The sequence below is a fragment of the Ruegeria sp. AB9 genome (assembly GCF_056542585.1).
This window is the reverse complement of record NZ_JBQGAA010000002.1, coordinates 457,274-483,783: the sequence shown is the minus strand read 5'-3', so window position 1 is coordinate 483,783 and position 26,510 is coordinate 457,274. Positions and strand designations below refer to the sequence as shown.

26 protein-coding genes, 1 tRNA gene and 1 pseudogene are annotated in these 26,510 nt (G+C 58.1%); 14 read left to right on the top strand and 14 right to left on the bottom strand.

Going from position 1 to position 26,510, the window contains the following annotated elements; all coding sequences use genetic code 11:
* Positions 1-27: 27 nt before the first annotated feature.
* From ACR0K5_RS08285 to ACR0K5_RS08270, 4 genes are read left to right on the top strand one after another with little or no spacing between them, the layout of a single operon-like run.
* Positions 28-2,823 (top strand): [protein-PII] uridylyltransferase family protein, encoded by a 2,796-nt coding sequence (locus ACR0K5_RS08285; RefSeq protein ID WP_480629215.1) that lies wholly within the window; start codon positions 28-30, stop codon positions 2,821-2,823.
* Positions 2,807-3,079 carry a hypothetical protein gene (locus ACR0K5_RS08280; protein WP_480629214.1) on the top strand — a complete coding sequence of 91 codons (273 nt, stop codon included), beginning with the start codon at positions 2,807-2,809 and terminating at the stop codon, positions 3,077-3,079. The genes ACR0K5_RS08285 and ACR0K5_RS08280 overlap by 17 nt, the downstream gene beginning before the upstream one ends.
* Before the next feature lie 38 nt (positions 3,080-3,117).
* The gene (locus ACR0K5_RS08275) at positions 3,118-4,320 is read left to right on the top strand and encodes an RSP_2647 family RNA methyltransferase (protein WP_480629213.1); all 1,203 of its coding nucleotides are present in this window, start codon (positions 3,118-3,120) and stop codon (positions 4,318-4,320) included.
* Entirely contained in the window at positions 4,317-4,859 is a 543-nt protein-coding gene (locus ACR0K5_RS08270; protein ID WP_480629212.1) for an RSP_2648 family PIN domain-containing protein, read from the top strand. The genes ACR0K5_RS08275 and ACR0K5_RS08270 overlap by 4 nt, the downstream gene beginning before the upstream one ends.
* A gap of 70 nt (positions 4,860-4,929) precedes the next feature.
* Here ACR0K5_RS08270 and ACR0K5_RS08265 read toward each other — a convergent pair whose 3' ends face one another.
* Entirely contained in the window at positions 4,930-5,616 is a 687-nt protein-coding gene (locus ACR0K5_RS08265; protein ID WP_480629211.1) for a M48 family metallopeptidase, read from the bottom strand.
* A 181-nt stretch (positions 5,617-5,797) separates the two neighbouring features.
* On the opposite strand from ACR0K5_RS08265, the gene ACR0K5_RS08260 reads away from it, so the two are divergent.
* Positions 5,798-7,282 (top strand): inorganic phosphate transporter, encoded by a 1,485-nt coding sequence (locus ACR0K5_RS08260; RefSeq protein WP_480629210.1) that lies wholly within the window; start codon positions 5,798-5,800, stop codon positions 7,280-7,282.
* 15 nt (positions 7,283-7,297) lie between these two features.
* On the opposite strand, the pseudogene ACR0K5_RS08255 reads toward ACR0K5_RS08260, so the two are convergent.
* The 7 genes and pseudogenes from ACR0K5_RS08255 to ACR0K5_RS08225 all read right to left on the bottom strand — a co-directional run.
* A pseudogene (locus ACR0K5_RS08255) lies at positions 7,298-7,624 on the bottom strand (VWA domain-containing protein); the annotation flags it as partial.
* A 29-nt stretch (positions 7,625-7,653) separates the two neighbouring features.
* Positions 7,654-9,390 carry a hypothetical protein gene (locus ACR0K5_RS08250; protein WP_480629209.1) on the bottom strand — a complete coding sequence of 579 codons (1,737 nt, stop codon included), beginning with the start codon at positions 9,388-9,390 and terminating at the stop codon, positions 7,654-7,656.
* 172 nt (positions 9,391-9,562) lie between these two features.
* Positions 9,563-10,747: a vWA domain-containing protein gene (locus ACR0K5_RS08245; RefSeq protein WP_480629208.1), complete on the bottom strand. Its 1,185-nt coding sequence runs from the start codon at positions 10,745-10,747 to the stop codon at positions 9,563-9,565.
* A 4-nt stretch (positions 10,748-10,751) separates the two neighbouring features.
* Positions 10,752-10,922 (bottom strand): hypothetical protein, encoded by a 171-nt coding sequence (locus ACR0K5_RS08240; RefSeq protein ID WP_480629207.1) that lies wholly within the window; start codon positions 10,920-10,922, stop codon positions 10,752-10,754.
* 7 nt (positions 10,923-10,929) lie between these two features.
* A complete protein-coding gene (locus ACR0K5_RS08235) occupies positions 10,930-12,297 on the bottom strand; it encodes a DUF2927 domain-containing protein (RefSeq protein ID WP_480629206.1) in 1,368 nt (455 codons plus the stop codon).
* Positions 12,294-12,683, bottom strand: a complete 390-nt coding sequence (locus tag ACR0K5_RS08230; protein WP_480629370.1) for an N-acetyltransferase family protein — start codon at positions 12,681-12,683, stop codon at positions 12,294-12,296. Before ACR0K5_RS08230 ends, ACR0K5_RS08235 begins: the two co-directional genes overlap by 4 nt.
* A 169-nt stretch (positions 12,684-12,852) precedes the next feature.
* Positions 12,853-13,698: an AAA family ATPase gene (locus ACR0K5_RS08225; RefSeq protein ID WP_480629205.1), complete on the bottom strand. Its 846-nt coding sequence runs from the start codon at positions 13,696-13,698 to the stop codon at positions 12,853-12,855.
* Positions 13,699-14,080: 382 nt separating this feature from the next.
* On the opposite strand from ACR0K5_RS08225, the gene dksA reads away from it, so the two are divergent.
* Both dksA and ACR0K5_RS08215 read left to right on the top strand, forming a co-directional pair.
* Complete coding sequence (gene dksA / locus ACR0K5_RS08220) at positions 14,081-14,503, top strand: RNA polymerase-binding protein DksA (protein ID WP_170432517.1); 423 nt, start codon at positions 14,081-14,083, stop codon at positions 14,501-14,503.
* Between the two features lie 71 nt (positions 14,504-14,574).
* The gene (locus ACR0K5_RS08215; protein ID WP_480629204.1) at positions 14,575-15,720 is read left to right on the top strand and encodes an FAD-dependent monooxygenase; all 1,146 of its coding nucleotides are present in this window, start codon (positions 14,575-14,577) and stop codon (positions 15,718-15,720) included.
* Between the two features lie 4 nt (positions 15,721-15,724).
* Here the strand turns inward: ACR0K5_RS08215 and xth are convergent, their stop codons facing one another.
* A complete protein-coding gene (gene xth, locus ACR0K5_RS08210; RefSeq protein WP_480629203.1) occupies positions 15,725-16,504 on the bottom strand; it encodes an exodeoxyribonuclease III in 780 nt (259 codons plus the stop codon).
* 282 nt (positions 16,505-16,786) lie between these two features.
* Positions 16,787-17,110 carry a HesB/IscA family protein gene (locus ACR0K5_RS08205; protein ID WP_480629202.1) on the bottom strand — a complete coding sequence of 108 codons (324 nt, stop codon included), beginning with the start codon at positions 17,108-17,110 and terminating at the stop codon, positions 16,787-16,789.
* Between the two features lie 76 nt (positions 17,111-17,186).
* Between ACR0K5_RS08205 and ACR0K5_RS08200 the strand changes: the two genes are divergently transcribed.
* Complete coding sequence (locus ACR0K5_RS08200; RefSeq protein WP_480629201.1) at positions 17,187-18,326, top strand: deoxyguanosinetriphosphate triphosphohydrolase; 1,140 nt, start codon at positions 17,187-17,189, stop codon at positions 18,324-18,326.
* Here ACR0K5_RS08200 and ACR0K5_RS08195 read toward each other — a convergent pair whose 3' ends face one another.
* Positions 18,327-18,878, bottom strand: coding sequence for a putative pterin-binding protein (locus ACR0K5_RS08195; protein WP_480629200.1), 552 nt, complete (start codon positions 18,876-18,878; stop codon positions 18,327-18,329).
* Positions 18,879-19,010: 132 nt separating this feature from the next.
* Between ACR0K5_RS08195 and argS the strand changes: the two genes are divergently transcribed.
* From argS to ACR0K5_RS08165, 6 genes are all read left to right on the top strand, one after another.
* Entirely contained in the window at positions 19,011-20,756 is a 1,746-nt protein-coding gene (gene argS / locus ACR0K5_RS08190) for an arginine--tRNA ligase (RefSeq protein ID WP_480629199.1), read from the top strand.
* A gap of 88 nt (positions 20,757-20,844) precedes the next feature.
* Entirely contained in the window at positions 20,845-21,909 is a 1,065-nt protein-coding gene (locus ACR0K5_RS08185) for an SPOR domain-containing protein (RefSeq protein ID WP_480629198.1), read from the top strand.
* Positions 21,906-22,913: a beta-N-acetylhexosaminidase gene (gene nagZ, locus ACR0K5_RS08180; RefSeq protein ID WP_480629197.1), complete on the top strand. Its 1,008-nt coding sequence runs from the start codon at positions 21,906-21,908 to the stop codon at positions 22,911-22,913. The genes ACR0K5_RS08185 and nagZ overlap by 4 nt, the downstream gene beginning before the upstream one ends.
* Positions 22,903-23,697 carry a segregation and condensation protein A gene (locus tag ACR0K5_RS08175; RefSeq protein WP_480629196.1) on the top strand — a complete coding sequence of 265 codons (795 nt, stop codon included), beginning with the start codon at positions 22,903-22,905 and terminating at the stop codon, positions 23,695-23,697. Before nagZ ends, ACR0K5_RS08175 begins: the two co-directional genes overlap by 11 nt.
* Positions 23,690-24,340, top strand: a complete 651-nt coding sequence (gene scpB / locus ACR0K5_RS08170) for an SMC-Scp complex subunit ScpB (protein ID WP_480629195.1) — start codon at positions 23,690-23,692, stop codon at positions 24,338-24,340. The genes ACR0K5_RS08175 and scpB overlap by 8 nt, the downstream gene beginning before the upstream one ends.
* A 64-nt stretch (positions 24,341-24,404) precedes the next feature.
* The gene (locus ACR0K5_RS08165) at positions 24,405-24,611 is read left to right on the top strand and encodes a hypothetical protein (RefSeq protein ID WP_480629194.1); all 207 of its coding nucleotides are present in this window, start codon (positions 24,405-24,407) and stop codon (positions 24,609-24,611) included.
* Positions 24,612-24,614: 3 nt separating this feature from the next.
* Here ACR0K5_RS08165 and ACR0K5_RS08160 read toward each other — a convergent pair whose 3' ends face one another.
* The 3 genes from ACR0K5_RS08160 to ACR0K5_RS08150 form a co-directional block, all read right to left on the bottom strand.
* On the bottom strand, positions 24,615-25,694 hold the full coding sequence (locus tag ACR0K5_RS08160; protein WP_480629369.1) for a 2'-deoxycytidine 5'-triphosphate deaminase: 1,080 nt from the start codon (positions 25,692-25,694) through the stop codon (positions 24,615-24,617).
* Positions 25,695-25,755: 61 nt separating this feature from the next.
* A tRNA-Pro gene (locus ACR0K5_RS08155) sits at positions 25,756-25,832 on the bottom strand.
* Between the two features lie 61 nt (positions 25,833-25,893).
* Positions 25,894-26,496 carry a MerR family transcriptional regulator gene (locus ACR0K5_RS08150; protein ID WP_480629193.1) on the bottom strand — a complete coding sequence of 201 codons (603 nt, stop codon included), beginning with the start codon at positions 26,494-26,496 and terminating at the stop codon, positions 25,894-25,896.
* Positions 26,497-26,510 lie beyond the last annotated feature (14 nt).

Here is a 26,510-nt window from a genome sequence, read left to right as displayed (position 1 = left end):
ACGCGCTGCGATGCGCAGTTTGCGCGTATGACTGACGCTCTAGCTATTACCCGACTTCCACGAGCTTTTGATCCGTCTCTGGGGGATGAAGCGCGGGCCTTGATGCCAGAATTGCCGCAGGAGATGGGGGAACTGGTGGCGGGTACTGCCGGGTCGAGCCCCTATCTGAAAGGTCTTATCGAGCTTGAAAAGGACTGGCTGCCTCAGGCCCTGATACAGCCGGATCAAGCACTGGCTGACGTCATGGCTGCTGCGCGGGGGCTGATGCCGGATCAGTTGAAACCCGGCTTGCGTAAGGCCAAACGGCGTATGGCATTGCTGACCGCGCTTGCAGACATTGCAGGCGCATGGCCGCTTGAGAAAGTCACCGCTGTATTGACCGATTTCGGAGCTCTGGCTGCGGATGTCGCTGCCAAGGCCGAGATCGCAACGCTGATCCGGCGCAAGAAGCTGCCGGGTATGACCGAGGATGATGTCGAAACCGCGGCCGGGCTGGTCATCCTGGCGATGGGTAAGATGGGCGCGCATGAGCTGAACTACAGCTCAGATATCGATCTGATTGTCTTGTTTGACGAGACGCGCTTTGACCCCGACGACTTTTACGAGGCCCGGCAGGGCATGGTGCGGGCCACGCGGAACTTCTGCGCGACGCTGAGCGAAAAGACGGCGGATGGCTATGTATTCCGAACAGATCTGAGGCTGCGCCCCGATCCCGCCGTAACCCCGGTTTGCATGGCGATGGAGGCCGCTGAACGGTACTATGAAAGCCTGGGCCGAACATGGGAACGCGCTGCTTATATCAAAGCGCGGCCTTGCGCCGGAGATCTGGTGGCAGGTCAGCGTTTCCTTGACAGCCTGCGCCCCTTTGTCTGGCGTCGCCATCTGGACTTTGCCGCCATTCAGGACGCCCATGATATGCGCCTGCGCATCCGGGAAAACAAAGGCACGGGCGGGTCCTTGTCGATCCCCGGTCACGATATGAAGCTGGGGCAGGGCGGTATCCGCGAGATTGAGTTCTTTACCCAAACCCGTCAGCTGATTGCCGGCGGCCGGGATGCGGACCTGCGCGTGCGAGGGACTGTTCCGGGGCTGACCGCGCTGGCGTCGAAGGGATGGGTGCCGCGGGATGTCGCCGACAAGCTGACCGATCACTATCGCGCCCATCGCGAGGTCGAACACCGCATTCAGATGGTTCATGACGCACAGACCCACAAGGTGCCGAAATCGCCGGATGGGATCGAACGCGTCGCCTGTCTGATGGGACTCAGTAGCGCCGAGTTGACGCAAGACCTGACGAACCGCCTGACCGAAGTGCATGAACTGACCGAGGGGTTTTTCGCCCCCGGCCCGGGTGCCGCACCCGCCCAGGTGCAGGATGTGGAGTTCGACAAAACCGTTCTGGCCCGCTGGACGACCTATCCGGCCCTCAGATCGCAGCGTGGCGCACGGATTTTCGAACGTCTGCGGCCCGAGTTGCTGTCGCGGCTGGCCAAAACGGCCAAGCCCGATGAAGCATTGATGGCTTTGGACGGGTTTCTGGCAGGTTTGCCAGCCGGTGTGCAGCTGTTTTCGCTGTTTGAAGCAAACCCGCAACTGATCGACCTGTTAACCGATATCGTTGGCACATCGCACGCTCTGGCCTCGCACCTGTCACGCAACGCGTCAGTGTTTGACGCAGTGATCGGCGGCAGTTTCTTTGCGGATTGGCCGGGGCAAGAGGCGCTGCAGGCTGAATTAGCGCAGGCTCTGTCAGAAGAAACGGACTATGAAACCCAACTCGATCTTGCGCGACGCTGGTGCAAGGAATGGCATTTCCGGGTTGGTGTGCATCATCTGCGCGGCCTGGTCGACGGGGCTCAAGCGGGCCAACAATATGCTGAGCTTGCGCAGTCGGTGATCGCGGCCATCCTGCCTTATGTTACCAAGACTTTCGCCCGCAAGCATGGACCTGCTCCGGGGCGCGGGGCTGCCGTTTTGGGTATGGGCTCATTGGGGGCAGGGCGAATTAACTCGCAATCCGATCTGGACATGATCGTGATCTATGACCCTCTGGATCAGGACATGTCGGAAGGACCGCGCCCTTTGGCGACACGCACCTACTACGCGCGGTTCACGCAGGCGCTGATCACAGCATTGTCCGCGCCGATGTCGCAGGGGCGGTTGTATGAAGTCGATATGCGGTTGCGCCCCTCTGGCAATCAGGGGCCAGTGGCGACCAGTTGGGCCAGCTACACCAACTACCAGCAGAACGAAGCCTGGGTGTGGGAGCATCTGGCCCTGACCCGCGCGCATGTCGTTGCCGGGGATCTAGGGCTGGCCGATGAAATCGAAACCTTCCGCGCTGGGTTCCTGTCACAAAAAAGGGACCACGCAAAAGTCTTGCACGAAGTGGCCGAGATGCGTTCGCGTCTGGCTGCGGCCAAAGCACCCGCTGGTATCTGGGACGCCAAGAACGGCCCGGGACGACTGATGGATATTGAGCTGATGGCCGAAACCGGTGCCTTGCTGGCGGGATCCGCACAGCGTGATGTGTCCTCAGGTCTGGATGGCGCCGTCGCAGCCGGGTTACTGGATGTCGCGCAGGCGCAATCCCTGAAGGATTGCTATGGCTTATGCTGGTCCGTGCAATGCGCAGCACGGCTGCTTTCCGGCAAAGTTATCGAGGCCGACAAGATGGGCGAGGGCGGCGCGGCGTTTTTGTGCCGTGCCACCGGGTTCGAACAGGTCGGGGCGCTACAGGCGGCATTGCAGGAAAGTTATACGACCGCAGCCGATCTGATTGGGGGCGTGATCAAGGGGGACGAAATTGGCGCGCAGCACTGATCCCAACGACCACAAGGGGCTGATCCGCGAAGCCTATCGCATCGACGGTATCACCCTGCCTGAGTGCAGGAGCATTTTTCTGGACTGGGCGCTCAGCCTGCCCGCTGATCGCGACCAGAATACAGCGCTGGCAGAACTGCATGGGGGCTACGCGGAACAAAACCCTGACCACCCTATGACTCAAGTTCTGAGCGAGGGCCTTCAGGCAGCTCAGACCCCGAAACGTCGTGGTGGCTGGCGGTCCCGTAACCGCTAGGGCTTTTCCACCGGCGCGTTCACGACTATGAGGGCGCCATGACCCAATCTGCCGACCGCCCCCGTATCCGTCTGAAACCCAAAGCCAACGCGCGCGGCTTGCGCCATGGCTTCCCCTGGGTCTATGCCAACGACATCGTCACCGACCGTCGCACCCGCAAGATCCCGGCGGGCGCTTTGGCTGTTCTGGAGGATGACAAGCGCGCGCCCATCGCACTGGTGGCTGTAAACCCCGAGTCCAAGATCATGTGCCGGGTGCTGGATCGCGACATCGACGCGCAGCTTGACGCGGCGTGGTTCGAGACCCGCTTGCGCCGTGCCCTGGACATGCGCGAACGCCTGTTTGATGCCCCATATTATCGACTGATCCACGCAGAAGCGGATGGCTTCCCCGGTGTGATCGTCGACCGCTTTGGCGAAGCCTGTGTCATTCAGCCCAACGCAGCCTGGGCTGAGGCGCATCTGGACCTGCTGATAGACGCTCTCGTCAAGGTCACTGGCGTGACCACGGTGCTGAAAAACGCCTCGGGACGCACGCGCGGGTTGGAAGGGCTGGACGATGTCAACCAAACCCTGCGCGGCGTCGCACCCGATGCGCCGCTGCCAGTGCCGATGAATGGCGCGACCTATATGGCCGATCTGACTGGCGGTCAAAAAACCGGCCTGTTCTATGACCAGCGTCCGAACCATGCCTTCGCCGCACGACTTGTTCATCCCGGTGCGCAGGTGCTGGATGTGTTCAGCCATGTTGGCGGCTTTGGTCTGGCGATGCTCGCGGGTGGTGCGGCACAGGCGTTGAGTGTCGATGGCTCTGTCGCTGCACTGGAGCTGGCGGCAAAAGGGGCCGAGGCTTCGGGTGTTCAGAACAAGTTCCAATCCCGACAAGGCGACGCGTTCGACGTGTTGACCCAATTGGGGGAAGAAAAAGAACTGTTTGACGTGGTGATCTGCGATCCGCCGGCCTTCGCGCCTTCAAAACAAGCGTTGGATGCAGGATTGCGCGCCTACGAACGTATCGCGCGACTGGCAGCACCACTGGTCAAACCCGGTGGCTACCTGGGGCTCTGCTCTTGCTCGCACGCTGCTGATCTCGGCCGTTTCCGCGATGCCTCGTCCCGTGGGATCGGTCGCGCCGGGCGTCGGGCACAACTGATCCACACCGGTTTTGCCGGCCCGGATCACCCGCAACTGCCGCAACTGGCGGAAAGCGGTTATCTCAAAGCGGTCTTCTACCGCCTATGAAAGCCGTTCTCGACACCTGCGTCATCTATCCCACTGTGATGCGCGAGATGCTGTTGGGGGCGGCTCGCCTAGGTCATTTCACCCCAGTCTGGTCCGCACGCATCCTCGAAGAATGGGCCCGTGCTGCCCGCAAACTGGGGCCGACGGGTGAGGCGCAAGCTCGCGCCGAAATCGCGCTGACACAAGCCAACTGGCCAGAGTCCGAGCACGCGGCGAATGAAGGGTTGCAAAGCCGCCTTTGGCTGCCTGATGTTGCTGATATCCACGTGCTGGCGACGGCAATAGCGGCGTCCGCCGATATGATCGTCACGGTGAATGCCATAGATTTTCCTAAAAACGTCCTGGCCGAAGAAGGCCTTGATCGCCGAGATCCTGACGGCCTGCTTCACGATTTCTGGCAGGCAGACCCATACGGGATGAACGCACTCGCGGCTCAAGTCCTTGCCGAGGCCAACCGGCTCTCAGGCGATCAATGGACCTTGCGCACACTGATGAAAAAGGCCCGGCTACCACGGCTTGGTAAGGCCCTGACCTCCTAAGCGGGATCCAGCTTCATCTGGCTGAAAATATCCCGGAGAGCGCGAGAGGCCGGCCTCTCGCTGCGCAACGTTAGCCACGCGCCCAACGCTGTTCAAGCTTCTCAAGCGCTGCAATCCGTTCGTCGGTTTTCGGATGGCTCATCAACCACGCCGGAACAACACCGGCGCGTTGCTGCGTCAGGTCTTCCAGCTTGTGAAAGAGCGACTTCTGAGGTCCAATCCCGATGCCTGCTTTGGTCAGCAACGCAGCAGCATACTCATCTGCTTCATACTCATCGCCCCGTGACAGACGCGAAGCCAACAGGGCAGTCAACGCGTTGGCGATCATCGCACCGATGAAAGGGATGAAACGGTTCAGCAGCAGTATCAAAGCAGTGCGCATTGCGTTCTGGCCCGAGAAATCGATCATCCGCCGCCGCGCATGTCCCAGTGCCACATGCCCCAACTCATGTGCGATCACGCTGGCCATTTCTTCGGCTGAAACCTCGCCGTTTCGAAACTTGCGATAAAACCCGCGCGTGATAAAAATCCGCCCGTCCGGAGCGGCCAGCCCATTCACCGGGTCAATCTCGTAGATATAGACCGGCACCCGATCGATGCTCAAAGCGGCAGCCAGACGATCCGTCATCCGTTTTAGCGCCGGGTCGGCCAGTTCAGTCGATTTTGCGTCCAACTCGCGATGGGTGCGCCAGACGGAAATCCGGTACATCACGATGGCGTAGCCAATTGCCAGCAGGATCGGGGTCAATCGAAGCATATCAAAGATATGGTCTGAACAATGGCATTTCGCAAGTCACGCAGCGGTGTAGTTCACTCGGAGTGACGTAGTCTGGCCGCAAAACCTATCAATCCTGAGAAAAGTTGCGATTTCCCGATATGAACAATTGATTAAAACACCGATCCAACTTAACCCACGGGGCGTTATCGATGAGGGACTCATGACCGACAAGAACTATGAAGCTCGTCACCTGGAAACGCTCGACAGGGACTTGCGCCGCTTTTCACGACTTGAAGTGGCAACCGCTCAGGCCGGGCGCCCCATCGTGGGATCAGGGATCGCCTTTGCATTCATCGTCATTGCGGGTCTTGTGGCGGCTTTTCTGTTCGGTCAGGGCAGCAACTCGCTTATCGTTGTGATCGCGGCGATGTTCGGGGCCTATATGGCACTGAACATTGGGGCCAATGATGTGGCCAACAATATGGGTCCAGCAGTGGGGGCGAATGCGCTTACCATGGGCGGCGCCATCGCGATTGCCGTTGTTTTTGAAAGCGCCGGAGCGCTCATTGCGGGTGGAGACGTTGTATCGACCATTGCCAAGGGGATCATCGCGCCGGAAAGCATGGGAACGGCGGATGTATTCATATGGGCGATGATGGCGGCGCTGCTTTCGTCTGCACTTTGGGTCAATCTGGCGACATGGATCGGCGCGCCGGTTTCCACCACGCATTCGGTCGTGGGCGGCGTCATGGGGGCAGGAATCGCCGCCGCCGGGTTTGGCGCTGTAAGCTGGGGCACAATGAGTAAAATCGCGGCCAGCTGGGTGATCTCGCCGGTTTTGGGCGGTTTGGTCGCTGCCGGGTTTTTGTGGTTCATCAAGGCCAGGATCATCTATCAGGAAGACAAGATCGCCGCGGCCCGCAAATGGGTGCCGATGCTGGTTGGGATCATGGCAGGCGCATTTGCGTCTTACCTGGCGCTCAAGGGGTTGAAGAAGATCATCAAGATTGATCTTGGTACAGCTTTGCTGATCGGCGCGGCCTGTGGCGGGTTGATTTGGGCGGCGATGATCCCGGTGATCCGCCGCCAGTCCGAGGGGCTGGAGAACCGCAACAAATCATTGAAGATCCTGTTCGGGATTCCGCTGATCGTTTCGGCGGCCTTACTGAGCTTTGCGCACGGCGCGAATGACGTTGCCAATGCGGTGGGACCGCTGGCCGCGATTGTTCAGGCATCTGCCTCGGGCGATTTCACGCAGGCGGTCAGCATCCCGTTTTGGGTTATGGTCATTGGTGCGTTTGGCATTTCGTTCGGCCTGTTCCTGTTTGGTCCGAAACTGATCCGGATGGTTGGTAGCCAGATTACCAAACTCAACCCGATGCGGGCCTATTGCGTCGCGCTGTCAGCCGCGATCACGGTGATTGTTGCCAGTTGGCTTGGCTTGCCTGTCAGTTCCACCCACATCGCGGTTGGCGCCGTTTTCGGCGTCGGCTTCTTCCGTGAATGGGATGCGGAGCGTCGATTGAAACGGGCCAGTCTGGCTGTTCCCGAGCGCCCCCGTCTGGCACCGGAAGAGCGCCGCCGCCGAAAGCTGGTTCGCCGGTCACATTTCCTGACTATCATTGCCGCGTGGGTTATCACTGTACCCGCCGCAGCGGTGCTGGCCGCGATACTGTTTCTTGGGATTCGGGCGGTTGCCGGATAAGTTCAGGGGCTGACCTTAACGGGTCAGCTCTTTCATACCCTGTTTCAGCCCCCACCGGTGTCATCGGCATCATGCGATTTTCAAAGATTTCGCGGATCATGCCGATGTGTGGGTGTATTCCCAATACTTCTCGGCCACCGGATTGATCCACAGGTTTGACGTCCATTGTTAGCGTGTACGCTGCACCCAGATTTGCCCGGCCTCTACGTTCCAATGCTCGAAGACATCACTGAGATAGGCGAGTTCGTAAGGGCTCATCGAGGCGCCGCCGACAAAGATGCACGTGTAATCCAGGCCATAGGTTCGCAGGACTTCATGCGTCGAGGTTTGCTGGTCACGTCGAAAAGCACTAAAAACCGCTGATGCTGCGTTTACCTTCCGGGTGCAGGTAGCTCCAGATTTTCATGAAGGTCGGCCAGTGTTTTGGCGGTCAGCGTGGACCCTTTGGAGGCGTCAAAAAATGCATGTTCAGCTTCTTTTTGGGCCACCAGGCTGTCCGTCCTCAGATCTCTGACATCAGCACGCAGCTCGTCTTGTGCCTCCTCAAAGGCCTGCGCTTCCTGCAGTTCGTTTTCCAAGGCATTAAGCTTGCCGTCGTAATCAGGGTCTCCGGGATCAAGTGCCGCAATATCATCGGCAATCTGATCGCTACTTCGACCATCGTAGCTTTCGTTCAGATCCCGCAAGTCCCGCCGCGCGTCGTATAGCTGATCACGCAAGTCGTAGTATTCAGTCGCAGCGGCCTGATAAGTGGCGATCTTTCCAACATTGCTGTGTGCTGCAGCGTTCTGAAAAGCCGGAGTCGCCGCTTTCGACGCGTTCAGATTGCGCAGCTTGTTTGAGCCATATGGATTGGTGATCGCAGCTGCCAGCGGGTCCCTGTATCGGTGCTTCTTACCGTTATGGTGCAACGCGTCGTAGCGAAGGCGGTAATTGTTGTCCTTGGAGCGGAATTGATGAGTCTCTGAGTACTGGTGATATGTCGGATCGTAAGCAACCGGTTGCACCGTCACTTCGTCTTTAGGGTGGCTCTTTGGTTGCGGAAGCCCAAGATTGTTATGAAAATCACCCAACGCGTCTTTTGTCAGAGAGCGCCCTTTAGAGGCGTCAAAGAAAGCGTCTTCTGCCTCTTCCAGGGCATTCTGTGTCTGGTGCCCAAGGTCTTTCAGATCGGCGCGTAAACCGTCGCGGGTTTCCTCATACGTTTCAGCGTCCCGCAGTTCGGATTCCAAAGCGTCACGTTTGACGTCGTATTCCGGATCCGCCGGATCAAGGGCTGCAATGTCATCGGCAATCTGTTCACTGCTTCGTCCGTCGTAGCTTTCGTTCAGATCCCGCAAATCGCGTCGTGTGTCATACAGCTGCCCGCGCAGGTCATAATAATCCGCTGCAGCGGCCTGATAAGTGGCGATCTTTCCGACATTGCTGTTCTCTGCAGCGTTCAGCAAGGCCGGAGTGGCCGCTTTTGACGCGTTCAGGTTGCGCAGCTTATCAGAGCCATATGGGTCGGTGATGGCAGCTACCAGAGGGTCACGATGACGGTGCTTCTTGTGGCCTTCCAAGTTGCGAGTGGCATCATGCCGCGAAACAGGACGCAACGAGCGTTCGATCGGTTTGACCGATACGGTCTTGTATGCACGAGTCTTTTTTGCAGATTGGCCGTTGGACTTCTTTGCAGATTTACCGCTGGATTTCTTTGCAGGCTGTTTCCCGAACAGCTGTTGTACATCCTTTTTGAACTCTCGTCCGAAGTTGCCAAGCGAGACCCGCTGACTTTTTTGGTTTCCACCAGCGCCAGCGTTAGATTTTTTCGATTTGGCAGCATGTTGCTTATTGGAACCGGTACCTTTTTTTGAAGCTGAGGCCGTGCCCTTGGATTTGCTTTTTCCACCGCCGTTAGCCTGAGATCCCCTGGAAGAATTTCCTTTTCCTTTGGACCCGTTGCCGTTGTCAGCTTTTCCGGAATTCCCTTTGCCATTTCCCTTGTCGTTCTTTGCAATTGCGGCATCCGGCGCGAGCGCAAAAGTTGCCGCGGCCCCGAACGTGACAATCAGTGATGTGGCGGTTGCCACAGACGCAAGAAGAGTTCGTAAATTGTGGTTGGTCATCTCGCCCTCCAGCATTCACCCGCCTGCAGCTTATCACGAGGCTGAAAATCGACCAGTCTTAAGGTGCTTTTTGTGCACTGTTTGTAGACATTGTGTGCGTGGCGGGGGGGCATCTAGAGGTGTTTGTTGTTGTTTTGGATACAGTTAGGCGACGTGTGAGGCCTTAACTTGACTACCGTGTCAGGTCTTTCATGCCTTGTTCCAGGCCTGCCAGTGTCATTGGCACCATGCGATCTTCAAAGATTTCGCGGATCATGCCGATGGAATGGGTGTATTCCCAATACTTCTCGGGCACTGGGTTAATCCAAAGATTTGATGCCCACTGCTCGCGCGCACGTTGCAACCAGACCTGACCGGCTTCCTTGTTCCAATGCTCATTTGCGCCGCCGGGGTAGGCGATCTCATAGGGGCTCATCGAGGCATCGCCGACAAAGATACATTTATAGTCTCCGCCATAGGTGCGAAGAACTTCGTGTGTCGGGGTCTGTTGATCCCAACGGCGGCGGTTGTCACGCCAGACGCCTTCATAGAGGCAATTGTGGAAGTAGTAATACTCCAGATGCTTGAACTCGGTCCGGGCGGCTGAGAACAGTTCTTCAACCACCTTGATATGCGGGTCCATTGATCCGCCAACGTCCAGAAACAGCAGCACTTTGACGGCGTTGTGACGCTCGGGCCGGGTTTTGACATCCAGATAGCCATGTTCGGCGGTGGCGCGTATGGTGCCGTCCAGATCCAATTCTTCGGCAGCTCCTTCACGCGCCCAACGGCGCAGGCGTTTCAAAGCAACCTTGATATTGCGCGTGCCAAGTTCAACTGTGTCGTCTAAGTTCCTGAATTCCCGCTTGTCCCAGACCTTGACCGCGCGCTGATGACGGCTTTCCTTCTGACCGATACGTACGCCTTCTGGATTATACCCATAAGCCCCGAACGGAGAGGTTCCGGCAGTGCCGATCCACTTGTTGCCGCCCTGATGGCGGCCTTGTTGTTCCTTGAGGCGTTCGCGCAGCGTTTCCATCAGCTTGTCGAAACCGCCGAGCGCTTCGATCTCGGCTTTTTCCTCGTCGGACAAGTGTTTCTCAGCCATTTTGGCCAGCCAGTCGCCGGGGATATCGACGGCCTCCAGCACCTGATCAAAGCTGATCTCGTTCAGCCCTTCGAAACTGGCGGCAAAGGCGCGGTCGAACTTGTCGATGTTGCGTTCGTCTTTCACCATCGACACGCGGGCAAGGTAGTAGAACGCTTCGACATCATAGGTGGCCAGACCCTTTTTCATGCCTTCCAGAAAAGTCAGATACTCCCGGAGCGATACCGGGATGCCTGCTTTACGAAGATTCTCAAAAAAGGGCAGGAACATCGCGTCAGGCCACTATGCGAACCAGAACCAGCGAGATCACCAGTCCCACCAGAGCAAATGCAATGCCATAGCCAGCGGCATATTGCGCCATGTCGGCCCCATTGCCGCTGCGCTTTTTCGCAGTCAGGACGCCCAGGATCGCACCCAGTACCGCCATTCCCAGAACTACCAACATAAGTGTGTCATCCGTCTTTCGTGCTGCCAGAGCTTCGCCGGCCACCATCCTGCACCAAGGATTGAGCCACCAGATCCGAACCAAACCCGTATCGTGCCCATGCTAGGCTGTCCAGCCTGACGGCGCGTGCCTGCTGCATCTGTCCGGCCTGTTTCAACGCTTCCGATTTCAGCAATAACAATGTGGCCAGCAGCGAAGCATTTTCGGCCCGGGTCATGACGCCGATGGCCTTGTCCAATTCAGGGAGAACACTGGGACCCTGATCCTGTGCCAGCGCAAAAGCTGCGGTTTGAGTGGTGACATAGGCTTGGTGCACGTATGTGCCAGGGGTGGATTTCAGGAACTGTTGTGCAATCTGGAACTGGCGCTGGGCTTCACTTGGGTCTCGGAATTGTTCCATCCGACCCATCAAATAGTGAGGATAGGCGCGGCGGTGATCCGTCCATCCCTGTTGCTGACCGATCCGCGCCGCCTTTTGGGCAGCCCGCATTTGTTTGGGAGAGCCGGGTCCCGGTCCCAGTGATTTCTGTATCGCGTCAATCCATTCGCGCGGCGTTTCCGTAAACGGTTGTACGGCCAATCTGTCCCCTCGGGGGTTCAGCCGGCTAAGAACCCCTGGGATCACGGCGGCCACCTGATCGCGGGTCATGCCAGTGCGCAGTTCCGGCGCATAGGCAGCCCGCAGGATCAGCATGTCGAACCCGGTCAGAACGGTATGAATATTATCGTCGTTGAACACCGAATCCGGCAGATGATAGAGATCGTTCAGCGGACCAAGGGCCTGCGCCAGTTCTTCATGCAGGCAATCGCGCATTTCCTGCGGACTTACGTCGTAAGGGATGAAAATCCCCAGCCGTTCGCGTTTGCGCAGTTCAGACCAGCTGCTTTTGATTTTGCGGCGGTCACGGCGGTACTCTTCCAGGCTGGACGAGTTTGGCACCACGAAACAGGCTGCGTTAGGTAAAATGCGCAGAATGTCTTTCTGGCTGACAGCTTCGATCGTGATATTGGCCTGACCGTCGTTGATCTGCCGGATATTGATCCCGGCCTCGCGTTTGAGACGATTGAGCAGGCGGGTCAGGTCCTGCTGCATGCTTGCCGTCGGCGATCCGGTCAGGCGGACCGTGACAGGCGTTTCAAATCGCGTGAAGACGGGCAGGGCGGCTCCGCTTTCCAACTCGAAATGCAGGGACAAGAAATCCGAAGCGATGTTCTTGTTGGACCGGGCAGGCGGCGACGGCCGCGCCGTTGAAAAAGATTTGGCAGGCGGCAGCGTCGCTTCGATGGACCTGACCCGATCCGGAAGCTCGATTGTCTCAACCGGTGCGCAGTCAGCAACGGCCAGCGCCAGAAAAAGGGCACCTAATCGCATCATGAGCGTGCGTACTTGATGAACGGTGTGTGTTTGCCGATGCGATCATACAATTGCCGCGCAGTGTGGTTGAACTCCTGCGTCAGCCAATAGACCGATGGCGCACCCTGACGATCTGCCTCATCATAGACGGCCTGGATCAGCGCGCGGCCTACGCCTGTTCCACGTGCTTCGGGTCGCGCGAACAGGTCCTGCAAGTAGCAGACCTTTTCCACTTTCCAGGCATGACGATGAAACAGATAGTGTGTCAGTCCGACCAGAGTGCCATCCTGCTCTGCAACAAAACAGGAAAAATCCTGCGGGTCGTCGCCCAGCAATCTGGAAAACGTCGTTTCATATATGTCATTGGGCAGGGCGGTTTCATAAAACGCCAGATAATCCCGCCACATATCGGCCCATTGGTCTTTGTCCTCGGCACGCAGCGTGCGGATTGTCAGTGCGTTAGCCAAGCGATGCATCCAGTTCTGTGGGGTTGAAACTCTGTCTCGTCAGATAGCCCGATGCTGACATTCGGGTAGACCCATGGCAAGCCATGATCACCGACTGTTCGCCCACCGGCTATCGTTTGCCACGTGCCATGAAGGCCAGACGCTCGAACAAATGCACATCCTGCTCATTTTTCAGCAAAGCGCCATGCAGCTTCGGCAGCGCGCTCGCCCCGTCACGCTTGAGGTCCTCGGCGGTCAGATCTTCGGCCAGCAGCAGTTTCAGCCAGTCCAGAACCTCTGAGGTCGACGGCTTTTTCTTCAGCCCCTGTGTTTCGCGGATTTCATAGAACTGAGTCAACGCGGTGGTCAGCAGCGCGTCTTTGATGCCGGGGTGATGTACTTCGACGATCCGACGCATCGTGGCCTCATCCGGGAAGCGGATGTAGTGAAAGAAACAGCGGCGCAGGAAGGCGTCGGGCAGTTCTTTTTCGTTGTTCGAGGTAATGATGACGATAGGGCGGTTCTTGGCCCGGATCGTCTCGCCCGTTTCGTAGACATGGAACTCCATCTTGTCGAGCTCCTGCAACAGATCGTTTGGAAACTCGATATCTGCCTTGTCGATCTCGTCGATCAGCAGAACAACCTTTTCATCTGCGTTAAACGCCTGCCACAGCTTGCCCTCGCGGATGTAGTTTGACACGTCATGCACACGTTCTTCACCCAGCTGGCTGTCACGCAGGCGGCTGACCGCGTCATATTCATACAGGCCTTGCTGCGCGCGGGTGGTGGACTTCACGTTCCACTCTATCATCCTCAGACCCAACGCGCCGGCAACCTGCTTGGCCAGCTCGGTTTTGCCAGTGCCTGGCTCGCCCTTGACCAGCAAAGGACGCTCCAGCGTGACGGCGGCGTTCACGGCAATCGTCAGATCGTCTGTGGCGACATATTCGGCAGTACCTTGAAAGCGTGCGGTCATGGGCCTCTCGTATGGTTTTTTGTGATCTGTGGGCAGGTTTTGTTTTCCGGGTTACAGACGGGCAACGATTTTGACAACCCGCGTCCCTGCGTCCTCTGGGGCGATTTTCGCAACAACTCCAAGCCCTTTTGGTTGATTCGCGAACCGGAACGTCTCCTGTTGATTAAGGCTCGCCCCAAAAAGGCCTGCTAAATTCCATAGAAAAACAAGGTTTTGTTGTTGTTTGTCTCATATTTAGACAAAACAGCGCGAGGGCGTGCTGAAGCAACGTTTGTGTAGTGACAATCCCACGCCCGTCGGCTAAATGCTGCGCAGAAGGGAGTGCCAAATGTCAGGTGAAACAACCGCGACCGACGTTTCTGGCCATACCGAGGGAGCAAATATGAAGCAGGAAGTTTTTCTGCCGGAGGATTATCGCCCGGCCGAAGATGAACCTTTCATGAATGACCGTCAGCTTGAATATTTCCGCCGCAAGCTGTTGGATTGGAAGAATGAACTTTTGGCGGGCAGCCGCGACACGATTGAAGGGCTGCAGGACAACACCCGTAACATACCGGACGTTGCAGATCGCGCGAGCGAGGAAACCGACCGGGCGCTGGAACTGCGGACACGTGATCGTCAGCGTAAGCTGGTCGCCAAGATCGACTCGGCCCTGCGCCGGATCGACGAAGGCGAATACGGGTATTGCGAAAAGACCGGCGACCCGATTTCGCTGAAACGTCTGGATGCGCGTCCGATTGCGACCATGACTCTGGAGGCGCAAGAGCGTCATGAGCGTCGCGAAAAGGTCCACCGCGACGATTAATCGCCGGGTGCATCTGAAAATTTTGAACGCCGGGGCCTGTGGCTCCGGCGTTTTTGCGTTAAGCGGGGGCTATGAAGATCGATCGGTTGAGAATCTGCGTTATAGGCGGTGGCATAGGCGGTCTCGCGTCTGCGTTGGCGTTGCGGCGACTAGGGGCGCAGGTCACGCTGCTGGAGCAAGCACCGGCACTGACTGAGGTCGGCGCGGGTCTGCAGATCAGCGAAAACGGGATGTGCGTGCTGCGCGCGCTTGGGGTGACAGATCTGTCTGTCGGTCAGAAATCCCATGGAACGATCGTGCGCGATTACCGCAAAGGGCGCGTCGTCTGCCAGTTGCCAGAGCCTTCGGCAGGTCCGACCTTTTACTACCACCGTGCCGATTTGCTGAATTTGCTGCACGCAGCAGCCCATAAGGCCGGTGTGGATATCCGTTTGGGTGCCAGAGTTTCTCACGTGGACAAGCACCCTAACGAAGCTGAAATCGTCTTGGCGGGCGGCGAGCGGATGTGCGCCGAATGTGCCATCGCGGCCGATGGTGGCCGAAGCACGATCCGTCCGGCTCTGAACGGACCCGAGGCCCCTGAATTCACGCACCAGATCGCTTGGCGCGCCACCATTCCGTGGCAACCCGGTTCAGGCGCGGTTGCGGCTTCCCTGACCATGGGGCCGGGTCGGCATGTCGTAACCTATCCGTTGCGCGATCAAAGCGTGATGAACATCGTTGCGATCGAGGAACGCTCGGACTGGCGGGAAGAAGGCTGGAAGCTGGAGGGTGATCCTGACGACCTGCGCGAGCGTTTTTCAGGCTTCGGCGGCCCGGTGGGTGATATTCTGTCGAAAGTCACCGAGGTGAATTTGTGGGCCCTGTTCCTGCGCCCCGTCGCAAAGAACTGGCAAAATGGCCGTCTGGCTTTGTTGGGGGACGCGGCCCATCCAACTTTGCCGTTCATGGCGCAAGGAGCCTGTCTGGCGCTTGAAGATGCCTGGACCCTGGCGCGATCCTTCGACGAACATTCGGGTGTCACACGCGCGCTTGCAGCCTACGAAAAAGCGCGCCGCCCGAGGGCACAGCGCGTGGTTGCGGCCGCCGGGTCCAATGCGCGCAATTTCCATCTGTCAGGGCCAGCCCGATTGGCGGCCCAATGCGCGCTTATGGCCATTGGTGGTAAACTGGCACGCCGTTACGAATGGATTTACAGCTACGACGTCACGGCCTGAAACGCTACAGATCCAGATCAACCCAAACCGGTACGTGATCCGATGGTTTTTCGTGCCCGCGTATGGCTGCATCAATCTGACAGTCCCGCATAAGATCCGCAGCTTGCGGCGTCAGCAGGAAGTGATCGATCCGAATTCCGTCGTTCCGGTTCCAGGCTCCGGCCTGATAATCCCAGAAAGAATAGTGTTCGGCGCCCTGGGTGGTGGCCCGGAATGCTTCGGTAAAGCCAAGGTTCAGGATCTTGCGAAATGCGGCGCGACTTTCAGGACGAAACAAAGCGTCTTTGCGCCATGCATCGGGGCGTTTAGCGTCCTCCGCCTGTGGGATGATGTTGTAATCCCCCGCCATCAACGCAGGCTCTTCGGTCGCCAGCAACTCCCGGGCACGGTCGTAAAGACGCTCCATCCAGGCCAGCTTGTAGTCGTATTTTGGTCCGGGCACCGGGTTGCCGTTCGGTAAGTACAGCCCGCAAATCCGCAGGGCTTTTTTGCCCACGACCGTGGCCTCAATCCAACGGGCCTGTTCATCTTCATCATCGCCAGGAAGGCCGCGAGACACATCTTCCAATGGCAGTTTCGACAGGATTGCAACGCCATTGAAACTTTTTTGCCCATGGGTTTCCACGTTGTAACCGCGCTCTTCGAATATTTCGCGGGGGAAATTTTCGTCGACCGACTTGATCTCTTGCAAAAGCACAATGTCCGGTTGCGCGTCATCCAACCAACGAGGCAGCGCCTCGGCCCGCGCCTTTATGCCATTGATGTTGAACGTGGCGATTTTCATGCGCGATCCTCCGAAATTCTCAGGCAACCTATCGCGCAGATCGGGCCCAGCGGCAAGCCGGAGAACGGGTTTGCGAGGCGCTGCCTCGCGCTCCGGGATATTTTTGGCCAGATGAAGAAACGGATTTTTAACTAAATTTCCTCAAACTGAAGCGGCGGTACAGGCGGGGACGCCGATGACCGCGCCAGGTGAAGCCCTCTGGTTTTTCGGTCAGAGGGCGGATCCCTGCTTCATCTGGCTAAAAATATCCTGGGGGCGTGGGGGCAAAGCCCCCACCAACGATTACATCGAAAACGAAGTACCGCAACCGCAGGAAGAGGTTGCGTTGGGATTGTCGATTACAAATCGCGCGCCGATCAGTTCTTGGGTGAAATCGATGACCGCGTTTTCCAGGAACGGTAGCGAAATCGCATCGACAATGACCTTTTGGCCTTTACCTTCAAGGATCAGATCATCTTCTTTTGGCGTGTCCAAAGCGATTTCGTATTGAAACCCCGAGCAACCACCGCCTTCCACTGCAACGCGCAGGGCCTGTCCCTGATCCGCTGCACCGATCTCGGCCAGACGCTCAAAGGCGCGTTCAGTAACTGTAGGAGGCAGATTCATGCCGGTCTCCAAAGGTTTATTTCCTTAGCATCCTGCAATATATGAAACCCAAGGACAGGCCACAAGGACAAGACCTTTGGACAGAGCGGGTTTTGCCTCGGATCCGGACCGCGCAAGAGGGCGGCTGGTACCAGAGGAGGAAAGCAGTTTCCGGTCATGCTTTCAGCGCGATCGCGATCGGATCATTCATGCCAGTGCCTTTCGGCGTCTCAAGCACAAGACACAGGTTTTCGTCGAGCACGAGGGTGATAGCTATCGCACCCGCCTGACCCATTCCATTGAGGTGGCGCAAGTTGCGCGGACTATAGCAGGGGCATTGGGGTTGAACCCGGAGCTGACAGAAGCCGTGGCCTTGGCCCATGATCTGGGGCATACGCCTTTTGGGCATACTGGTGAGGACGCTTTGCACGCGTTGATGAAACCCTATGGTGGTTTTGATCACAACGCACAGGCCATTCGGATCGTCACGAAGCTGGAGCGTCACTACGCAGAATTCGATGGCTGCAATCTGACTTGGGAGTGTCTGGAAGGGATAGCCAAGCACAATGGACCAGTTGTTGGCGTGCTGCCTTGGGCCCTCGCAGAATGCAATCAGGGTTTCGATCTTGAATTGCACACCCACGCCAGTGCCGAAGCTCAGGTAGCGGCCCTTTCTGATGACATTGCCTATAACAATCATGATCTTCTCGACGGGCTACGCGCCGGGTTGTTTCGGGATGACGACTTGCGAGACCTGCCGATCGTAGGAGCCTGCTACGCTGAGGTGGATGCAAAATACCCAAGTCTGGATTCCTATCGCCGGCGTCACGAGGCGCTAAGGCGGGTGTTTGGGGTCATGGTGGCCGATGTTATCAACACGTCCCACGATCTTATTACCGGGTCCGGAGCACAGTCGGTCGAAGATATTCGCCATCTCAGTTATCCGGTCATCCAGTTTTCGGGTGAAGTTTGGACGCAGTTGCGCGAAATCCGGGCGTTTTTGTTCACCCGGATGTATCGCGCACCCAGCGTGATGACAGTGCGGGAGGAGGTGGCAAAGGTCGTGGAAGACCTGTTCCCGATCTATCTGAGTGACCCCAGGCAAATGCCGGCACGTTGGCACAACGACATAGAAGCTGCCGAGGACAAGACAGCGTTGGCCCGCATCGTTTCTGACTACATTGCGGGCATGACCGACCGATTTGCCCTGCAGGACCATGCCCGGCTGACCGGTTGATCACTCCACTGCAATGTAGGCGATGGCCCAGACCTGCTGACCCGCTTGTTTCGCGGATTGGTCGGTGTCCTCTGTCGGTGGAAACACGATCATCGTTGGGCCATACCCTCCGATCCCCATTGGCGCGCCATCGGCATGCGTGGCAATGATAGGTTTATGCGTGGCGATGCTGCCCCACTCGATTTCGGCCTGATATCCATCCAGCGCCATGGGGAGCGCAGTTTTCCCTTCGGCCCCGGCCAGTGTCATAACTTCTGACAAGAGCGGTCCTGAGAACCTGAAATCCCGCTCATTGCCCGGAGGGCCGTAGGGGATTGTGATCTCGAATTGCTCCAACCCGTCCAGCATGGTCGCATCGAACCCTGCCGCGCCATTATGCGTGACCTCCAGGTAGCCCAGCAGGCCGCCGTCATCCTCACCCCGCGCGGGCAGGTTTGTTTCGCTGACAGCTCCGCCCAGCGTCAGCAAAACATGGCCTTGCGGTTGGGGCAGTTCTGCCAAGGCGGGCAGGGCGGTGGACAAAAGCAAGGCAAAAGACAAGGCGCGATGCATAAACGGTCTCCGATAGCTGAGTTCGGGCCGAGATTAGCGACCTTTACCGGTAAACCAAGCTTAAACATTAGGCGTCCATTGACCTTGTCGCTTTGCATGGTAAACCGCCGGGCAAGCAAAAGGACATCCGAAATGAACCTGTTTTCCGAGATCCGCGGCCTCGTACTGGATGCGCTGGCACAGATGCAGTCCGAAGGCGCGCTGCCTGAGGGGCTGAGCTTTGATAACGTGGCGGTCGAACCGCCGCGCGATGCCGCGCATGGCGACATGGCGACCAACGCGGCAATGGTGCTGGCGAAACCGGCCAAGATGAAGCCGCGCGATATTGCGGATGTGCTGGCTGGAAAGCTGGCAGCGGACGATCGGATCACCAGCGCCGAGGTGGCCGGGCCGGGCTTTCTGAACCTGCGACTGGCGGCTTCGGTTTGGCAAGGGATTCTGGCTTCAGTGCTGGAAAAGGGCACTGATTATGGTCGCTCGACCATGGGTCATGGGCAGAAGGTCAATGTTGAGTATGTCTCGGCCAACCCGACTGGTCCGCTGCATGTGGGTCATACACGGGGCGCGGTATTCGGTGACGCTCTGGCAAGTCTGCTGGCCTATTCGGGCCATGACGTAACCCGCGAATACTATATCAACGATGGCGGCGCGCAGGTGGATGTGCTGGCACGCTCGGCCTATGAGCGGTACCGCGAGGCCAACGGGCTGAGCCCCGAGATTGCCGAAGGACTTTATCCCGGCGATTACCTGATCCCGATTGGAGAGGCGCTGAAGGAGAAATACGGCGACAGCCTGATCGACAAGCCTGAAAGCGAATGGCTGGAAGAACTGCGCAACTTCTCGACAGATGCGATGATGGACCTGATCCGCGCAGACCTGAAGGCGCTGGGCGTCGAAATGGATGTGTTTTTCTCGGAAAAGTCGCTCTATGGCACGGGTAGGATCGAGGCTGCGCTGAAATCGCTGACCGACAAGGGCCTGATCTACGAAGGTGTGTTGGAGCCACCAAAGGGCAAAAAGCCCGAGGATTGGGAGCCGCGCGAGCAGACCTTGTTCAAATCGACCGAACATGGCGATGACGTCGACCGCCCCGTCAAGAAATCGGATGGCAGCTGGACCTATTTCGCCCCGGATATCGCCTATCACTATGACAAGGTGACCCGTGGTTTTGACGCGCTGATCGACGTATTTGGCGCTGATCACGGCGGCTATGTCAAACGGATGAAAGCGGCTGTGTCGGCTCTGTCAGATGGCAAAGTACCGCTGGATATCAAGCTGACTCAGTTGGTGAAGCTGTGGAAGAACGGTGAGCCGTTCAAGATGTCGAAACGGGCCGGGAACTTTGTCACCCTGCGCGATGTGGTCGATCAGGTCGGGCCGGATGTGACCCGGTTTGTCATGCTGACCCGCAAGAACGACGCACCTCTGGATTTCGATTTCGATAAGGTGCTGGAACAAAGCCGCGAGAACCCGGTGTTTTACGTTCAGTACGCCCATGCCCGGGTGATGAGCGTGCTGCGCCGTGCGGCCGAGGCTGGAATTTCAGCAGATGATGCGACCCTGATCGGGGCGGATTTGGGTAAGATCGACCATGCTTCCGAGCTGACAGTGGCAAAGAAACTGGCGGAATGGCCACGTTTGGTCGAAATCGCTGCACGCACCAACGAGCCGCACCGCGTTGCCTTCTATCTGTATGAACTCGCAGGGGATTTCCACGCTTTGTGGAACAAGGGCAATGATGAAACCCAGCTGCGTTTCATCCAGGATGGCGATGTTGCCACAAGCCAGTCAAAAATCACACTGGCCCGTGCCGTTTCTGTTGTGATTTCAGCGGGCTTGGGTATTCTTGGCGTCACTCCGGCGCAGGAGATGCGGTAACAAATATCGCCCAAACCGCCGGTACGAGGTAGGCAAGAAATGACCCGCGCGCCTTATTTTTTTGCGCGAAACGGGCAGTGAGGCGGACATGGCGAGTTACGGTTACTCGGGGCATCAAAGCCCCGAGCAGATTCATTACCCGAATCAAGCGCATTCTGATGATGCGTATGACTATCCCGAGGATATGCAGGATTTTGATGCGCCACTTGGCGCGTTTGGACTTGGCCGGGCTGTCAATTTCCTTGGTGCGGTCGCATCGCTGGCGTTGGTTGCCGGTGTCGGGGTCTGGGGATACAAGCTTGTCATGCGGGATGTAAGCGGCGTGCCGGTTGTGCGCGCTGCCGAAGGGCCGATGCGGGTGCAGCCGGAAAATCCGGGTGGAACACCTGCCGATCATCAGGGCTTGGCCGTAAATGCCGTTGCCGCCGAGGGCAGTGCTGCTGCCCCGGCGGATCGCCTGATCCTTGCGCCACGACCCGTCTCGCTGACAGATGAAGACGTACCTGTCGCTGATCTGAAGCCAACCCCAGCGCTGCATGTGGTGGAGAAGCCGATCACGACCCAGGAAGCCGCGCGACTGCGTCAGAATGCAGTGGACGCTCTGGTTGCGGAACTGGCGGGTGAGGCGGCCAAAACACCGCAAGCGTTTGAAGACGGCGTGCAGGTGGCATCGCTGACCACGCCCGATGAAGAACCCGCAATCGATCCGGCCGATTTTGCGGCGGCCTTGCCGGACCCGGCCATTGCCGCGTTGCCCGGCGTGCGCCGATCTTTGCGTCCGTTGACACGTCCGGCGCGCGCTACACGCAGTCAGGTCTCGCCAAGCGAGGGTTCTGAGGGTGCAATCAATGCTGCAGTAAAGGCCGCGGCAGGGTTGGATGTTGATCCGGAAACGCTGTCGAAAGGCACACGTCTGGCACAGCTTGGGGCCTATGACAGCACTCAGGTGGCACAAGCGGAATGGGACCGTCTGAACGGGCGATTTGGTGAGTATATGTCTGGGAAACAACGCGTTATCCAGAAAACCTCAAGCGGCGGACGCACCTTCTATCGCCTGCGTGTACTGGGCTTTGACGACCTGAGCGACTCGCGCCAGTTCTGTGCCGCGCTTGTTGCACAAGGGGCCGATTGTATTCCGGTGGCCGTGCGGTGAAGTTTGGTGCCACAATCACCGATGCTGAGGGCCTGCGCCTGACGCAAGAGGAAAGAGACTTGTTTCGCCAGATGAACCCGTTCGGGTTCATTCTGTTCGCACGCAACATTGACAGCGCCGATCAGGTGCGCGCCTTGTGTGATGATTTCCGCGAGGCCGTAGGGCGCAATTGCCTGATTACCATCGATCAGGAGGGTGGACGCGTTCAGCGACTGCGGGCGCCGTTGGCCCGGGAATGGCTGCCACCACTGGATCATGTGACCAATGCCGGCGAGCAGGCAAAGCGCGCCATGTACCTAAGGTACCGCCTGATTGCCGATGAACTGTTTTCTCTGGGCATTGACAGCAACTGTGCGCCAATGGTGGATGTGGTGCAGCAAGAGACGCACGCGTTTCTGAAGAACCGCTGCTATGCCTCTGATCCCGATAGGGTTTCCGGCATTGGTAAGGCGGTGGCGAAAGGCCATCTGGATGGCGGTGTATTGCCAGTTCTCAAGCACATCCCCGGCCATGGGCGCGCGACGTTGGACAGCCATTATGACCTGCCACATGTCGATCTGTCATTGGACGCGTTGGAAATTAGCGATTTCGCGCCATTCCGTGCGTTGAACGACCTGCCAATGGGAATGACCGCGCATTTGGTCTATGATCAGATTGACCCCCAGCCTGCCACGATCTCACCCACTATGATGGACCTGATCCGCAACAGGATTGGCTTTGGCGGGCTGATCATGACTGACGACATTTCGATGAAAGCGCTCAGCGGTTCGCTGGCGGATTTGTCGGGGCAGTCCTTGCAGGCTGGCTGCGATGTTGTTCTGCACTGCAACGGCAGCTTTGCCGAGCGCGCTGAGGTTATGGAAGCCGCCGGAGAAATGTCGGATGTGGCACAGGCCCGCGCAGAACGGGCGCTGGCGATGCGCAAACCTCCGCAGGAACTTGACATCCCTGCCGCTGAAGCGGAACTATCTGCCCTAATGGGCGGGCAGGTATATGAACGATAACCTCTTTAGCGAAGACCCTGTCTCGGTCGCGGATCGCCTTGCGGCCGAAGCGCTGATTGTTGACGTTGACGGGTTCGAAGGCCCGCTGGATGTGTTGCTGACCCTGTCGCGCACGCAGAAGGTCGATCTGCGAAAAATCTCGGTTCTGGCTTTGGCGCAGCAATACCTGGCTTTCGTCGAAAGGGCGCGGGCGCTTAGGATTGAGCTTGCAGCCGACTATCTGGTCATGGCCGCCTGGCTGGCCTTCCTCAAATCCCGCTTGCTGTTGCCGCCGGACCCGGATGATGAAGGGCCGTCGGGCGAGGAACTGGCCGCGCATCTCGCATTTCAGTTGGAACGCCTTCAGGCCATGCGAGACTCCGCAGCGCGGCTAATGGCTCGCGATCAGTTGGGTCGCGATTTCTTTAAACGCGGGCAGGGCGAGGATATTACCCGGATTCGCACGGTAACCTATTCCGCGACGCTGCTGGATCTGATGCAGGGCTATGCCCGTATCCGCACCCGCGATGAGTTCCGCCCGTTCGTGATGGACCGCGATGCTGTGTTCACAATGGAACAGGCGCTGGAACGGATGCGCCCGCTGATCGGTTTCGCCGGGGCGTGGACCGACATGGAAACTTACCTGCCGGATGGCTGGGATGCCGACCCGGTGCGGCGCAGGTCGGCGACGGCGGCAACCTTCGCGGCCTCGCTGGAGCTGGTGAAAGAGGGACATATGGAGATCAAGCAGAGCGAGACCTTCGCTCCGATCCATTTGCGCAAGAGGACCGAGACACGTGACTGACGCCCCAGAAGAGACCGGTACGCTGTTCGAAGCCCCTCCGCTGGCAGAGCAGGAACGTATGGTGGAAGCCGTTCTGTTTGCCAGCGCCGAGCCGGTGACAATTGCGGATCTGGAGGCACGGATGCCGCATGGCAGTGACGCGGCGCACGCGGTTGAATTGCTTCAGAAACGTTATGAAGGCCGTGGCGTGCGTGTTGTGCGGGTAGGAGACGCCTGGGCCATCCGGACGGCCCCTGATCTGGGCTTTCTGATGCAGAAAGAAACGGTCGAAACCCGCAAACTCAGCCGGGCCGCGATCGAAACTCTGGCCATCGTGGCTTATCATCAGCCCTGCACGCGGGCCGAGATCGAAGAAATCCGGGGTGTGTCGGTTTCGCGCGGAACCATTGATCAGCTCTTGGAGATGGAGTGGATCAAACTGGGCCGCCGCCGCATGACCCCCGGTCGTCCGGTGACGTTTGTGGTGACACCCGAGTTCCTCGACCACTTTGGTCTGGAAAACGCGCGCGACCTGCCGGGTCTGAAAGAACTGCGGGCCGCGGGGTTGTTGGAAAATCGTCCTCCACCAGGTGCCATCCCGCTGGGTGAAGGGCGCGAGGACGAGGCCGACGAAGATCAGACCGAACTGTTCGAGGAAGAGTGATCGCCTAGCCCTTTTGTCGCCGCATAATACGCCTATCTTTGTTTTGAGGACAGGGAGTTGAGCAATGAATGCAAACCGGGTTATCGACATGATAGTGCGTCAGGTCATGCGCCGTCTGGTCAATAAGGGCATCGACAAGGGTATTGATATGGCCAGCCACAAGGGCGATAGCTCGAACAGGGCCGGACAAGCCAGTGCACCGCTACATGCGCAGAGCCTGCGGCAGGCACAGCGCGTGACCCGGCAAATGCGTCGGTTCATGAAGTTCTAAGGTTTAGTTTACAGCTTTGAAGTGCTTCGACAGTTTCAGGCCCTGACCCTGATAGTTCGAGGCAATGCCAGCACCATATAGCTGCGTCGGCATCTCAGCCATTTTCTCGTAAACCAGACGCCCGACGACCTGTCCGTGTTCCAGCACGAAGGGTGCTTCGTGGCAGCGCACCTCAAGCACGCCGCGCGATCCGGCTCCGCCTGCGGCAGCATGACCAAAGCCGGGATCGAAGAACCCGGCATAGTGCACTCTGAATTCACCAACCATCGCCAAATAGGGCGCCATTTCAGCGGCATACATCGGCGGAATATGCACTGCCTCGCGGCTGACGAGGATATAGAACGCGCCAGGGTCCAGGATGATGCAACCATCCTTGGTGCGCACTTCTTCCCAATAATCCTGCGGGTCGTACTCGCCGATTCGATCCAGATCGATCACACCGGTGTGCGGTTTGGCGCGATAGCCGACAAGATCGGTATCGGGCAGTTGCAGGTCAACGGAAAAGCCAAGACCGTCCTGAATCACGGCCGGGCCATCGACTAGTGGCGACTCGGCGTGCAAAGCCTTCAGCTTTGTGTCCGACAACACCGCCTGACCCTGACGGAACCGAATTTGGTTCAGCCGCATTCCAGGACGAACCAGAACCGAGAATGAACGTGGACAGATTTCAGCATAAAGCGGGCCTGTGTAACCCGCAGGCACCCGGTCAAACTCGGTGCCGCCGTCGGTGATCATACGTGTCAGCAAGTCCAGCCGCCCGGTCGAGCTTTTGGCATTGGCCACTGCGCTCATGTCTTCGGGCAGGGCGAGCGATTCCATCAGAGGCACCAGATAGACGCAACCCTTTTCCAGAACCGCGCCGGCCGAGATATCGATGCGGTGCATTTCAAATTCTGCCAACCGGTCCGTGACAGTCCGACCTTCGCCCGCAAGGAACGAGGCGCGTACACGGTAAGCCACTGTTCCCAGACGTAAATCAAGGCTGGCAGGTTGAATTTGCGCAGGCAGAACTTCTGGATTGGCGGAGATTTCGCCGCGCGTGATCATCGCCTCTAGCTGCTGGTTCGGGCAAACACCTGTCATCTCGATCCCCTCTGGTGCCAGAGCGGGATCTGGCCTGTGTGCCATAAACGTCGGTGTGATTTGGTCGGGCTAGCAGGACTCGAACCTGCGACCTTCCGTCCCCCAGACGGACGCGCTACCAGGCTGCGCCATAGCCCGACGTTGGGGTGTTCATAAAGATTTTCCCGGCAGGGGCAAGAGGAAAACAATGCCTTTTTTCCTAACCCGTCGCCTGTGTTTCGACACGGTCCAGCCAGCGGCGCAGGTCTTTTGCAATCGGTGCAATGCGCCGGAGCAGGTCATCGTCAAAATCCGTCTGTTTCCAGGCCAGCGAAGCGATTCCACCCATCAAGGGCGCAGTATCCAGTTCCGGCTCTGGTTCTTGCTGTGGCGCAGCCTCGGGGATCGCATTGATCTGAGCTTCTTTCACCGGCTGCTCGGAGGGCTCGTCCAGATCCATATGGATCTGTTCCGAAGTGGCAGCGGGTTTTGGTTCAAACGGCACCACGGTGTCCTGAACGGGCTCGATCGGGGCAGGGCCCGGTTCATCCAGAGACGGGGACAATGACGCGACATGTGCGACGCCTTGTTCCCGCAGAATACGTTGTACCCCTTTGATCGTGATTCCGTCTTCGTGAAGCAGTTTCTTGATGCCGCCCAACAAACGCATGTCATTGGGGCGGTAATACCGGCGCCCCCCTGCGCGTTTGACCGGTTTGACCTGAGTGAATCTGCTTTCCCAGAATCGCAGGACATGAGCCTGAACACCGAGCCAGTCCGCAACTTCACTTATGGTGCGAAAGGCATCGGGCGACTTACTCATAACCTGGACGTCCT

Bases quoted from the DNA above. Each gene is read 5' to 3' on its own strand.
- ACR0K5_RS08230 (WP_480629370.1), bottom strand. From the start codon at position 12,683: ATGTGGCGGGATTATCTGGCGTTTTATGAAACCGCCCTGCCCAATGAC.
- xth (WP_480629203.1), bottom strand. From the start codon at position 16,504: ATGAAAATCGCCACGTTCAACATCAATGGCATAAAGGCGCGGGCCGAG.
- ACR0K5_RS08195 (WP_480629200.1), bottom strand. From the start codon at position 18,878: ATGCATCGCGCCTTGTCTTTTGCCTTGCTTTTGTCCACCGCCCTGCCC.
- ACR0K5_RS08185 (WP_480629198.1), top strand. From the start codon at position 20,845: ATGGCGAGTTACGGTTACTCGGGGCATCAAAGCCCCGAGCAGATTCAT.
- ACR0K5_RS08235 (WP_480629206.1), bottom strand. From the start codon at position 12,297: ATGATGCGATTAGGTGCCCTTTTTCTGGCGCTGGCCGTTGCTGACTGC.
- ACR0K5_RS08250 (WP_480629209.1), bottom strand. From the start codon at position 9,390: ATGACCAACCACAATTTACGAACTCTTCTTGCGTCTGTGGCAACCGCC.
- ACR0K5_RS08165 (WP_480629194.1), top strand. From the start codon at position 24,405: ATGAATGCAAACCGGGTTATCGACATGATAGTGCGTCAGGTCATGCGC.
- ACR0K5_RS08225 (WP_480629205.1), bottom strand. From the start codon at position 13,698: ATGACCGCACGCTTTCAAGGTACTGCCGAATATGTCGCCACAGACGAT.
- ACR0K5_RS08240 (WP_480629207.1), bottom strand. From the start codon at position 10,922: ATGTTGGTAGTTCTGGGAATGGCGGTACTGGGTGCGATCCTGGGCGTC.
- ACR0K5_RS08270 (WP_480629212.1), top strand. From the start codon at position 4,317: ATGAAAGCCGTTCTCGACACCTGCGTCATCTATCCCACTGTGATGCGC.
- ACR0K5_RS08205 (WP_480629202.1), bottom strand. From the start codon at position 17,110: ATGAATCTGCCTCCTACAGTTACTGAACGCGCCTTTGAGCGTCTGGCC.
- argS (WP_480629199.1), top strand. From the start codon at position 19,011: ATGAACCTGTTTTCCGAGATCCGCGGCCTCGTACTGGATGCGCTGGCA.
- ACR0K5_RS08265 (WP_480629211.1), bottom strand. From the start codon at position 5,616: ATGCTTCGATTGACCCCGATCCTGCTGGCAATTGGCTACGCCATCGTG.
- ACR0K5_RS08175 (WP_480629196.1), top strand. From the start codon at position 22,903: ATGAACGATAACCTCTTTAGCGAAGACCCTGTCTCGGTCGCGGATCGC.
- ACR0K5_RS08160 (WP_480629369.1), bottom strand. From the start codon at position 25,694: ATGACAGGTGTTTGCCCGAACCAGCAGCTAGAGGCGATGATCACGCGC.
- ACR0K5_RS08150 (WP_480629193.1), bottom strand. From the start codon at position 26,496: ATGAGTAAGTCGCCCGATGCCTTTCGCACCATAAGTGAAGTTGCGGAC.
- ACR0K5_RS08245 (WP_480629208.1), bottom strand. From the start codon at position 10,747: ATGTTCCTGCCCTTTTTTGAGAATCTTCGTAAAGCAGGCATCCCGGTA.
- dksA (WP_170432517.1), top strand. From the start codon at position 14,081: ATGAAGCAGGAAGTTTTTCTGCCGGAGGATTATCGCCCGGCCGAAGAT.
- ACR0K5_RS08260 (WP_480629210.1), top strand. From the start codon at position 5,798: ATGACCGACAAGAACTATGAAGCTCGTCACCTGGAAACGCTCGACAGG.
- ACR0K5_RS08275 (WP_480629213.1), top strand. From the start codon at position 3,118: ATGACCCAATCTGCCGACCGCCCCCGTATCCGTCTGAAACCCAAAGCC.
- ACR0K5_RS08215 (WP_480629204.1), top strand. From the start codon at position 14,575: ATGAAGATCGATCGGTTGAGAATCTGCGTTATAGGCGGTGGCATAGGC.
- ACR0K5_RS08285 (WP_480629215.1), top strand. From the start codon at position 28: ATGACTGACGCTCTAGCTATTACCCGACTTCCACGAGCTTTTGATCCG.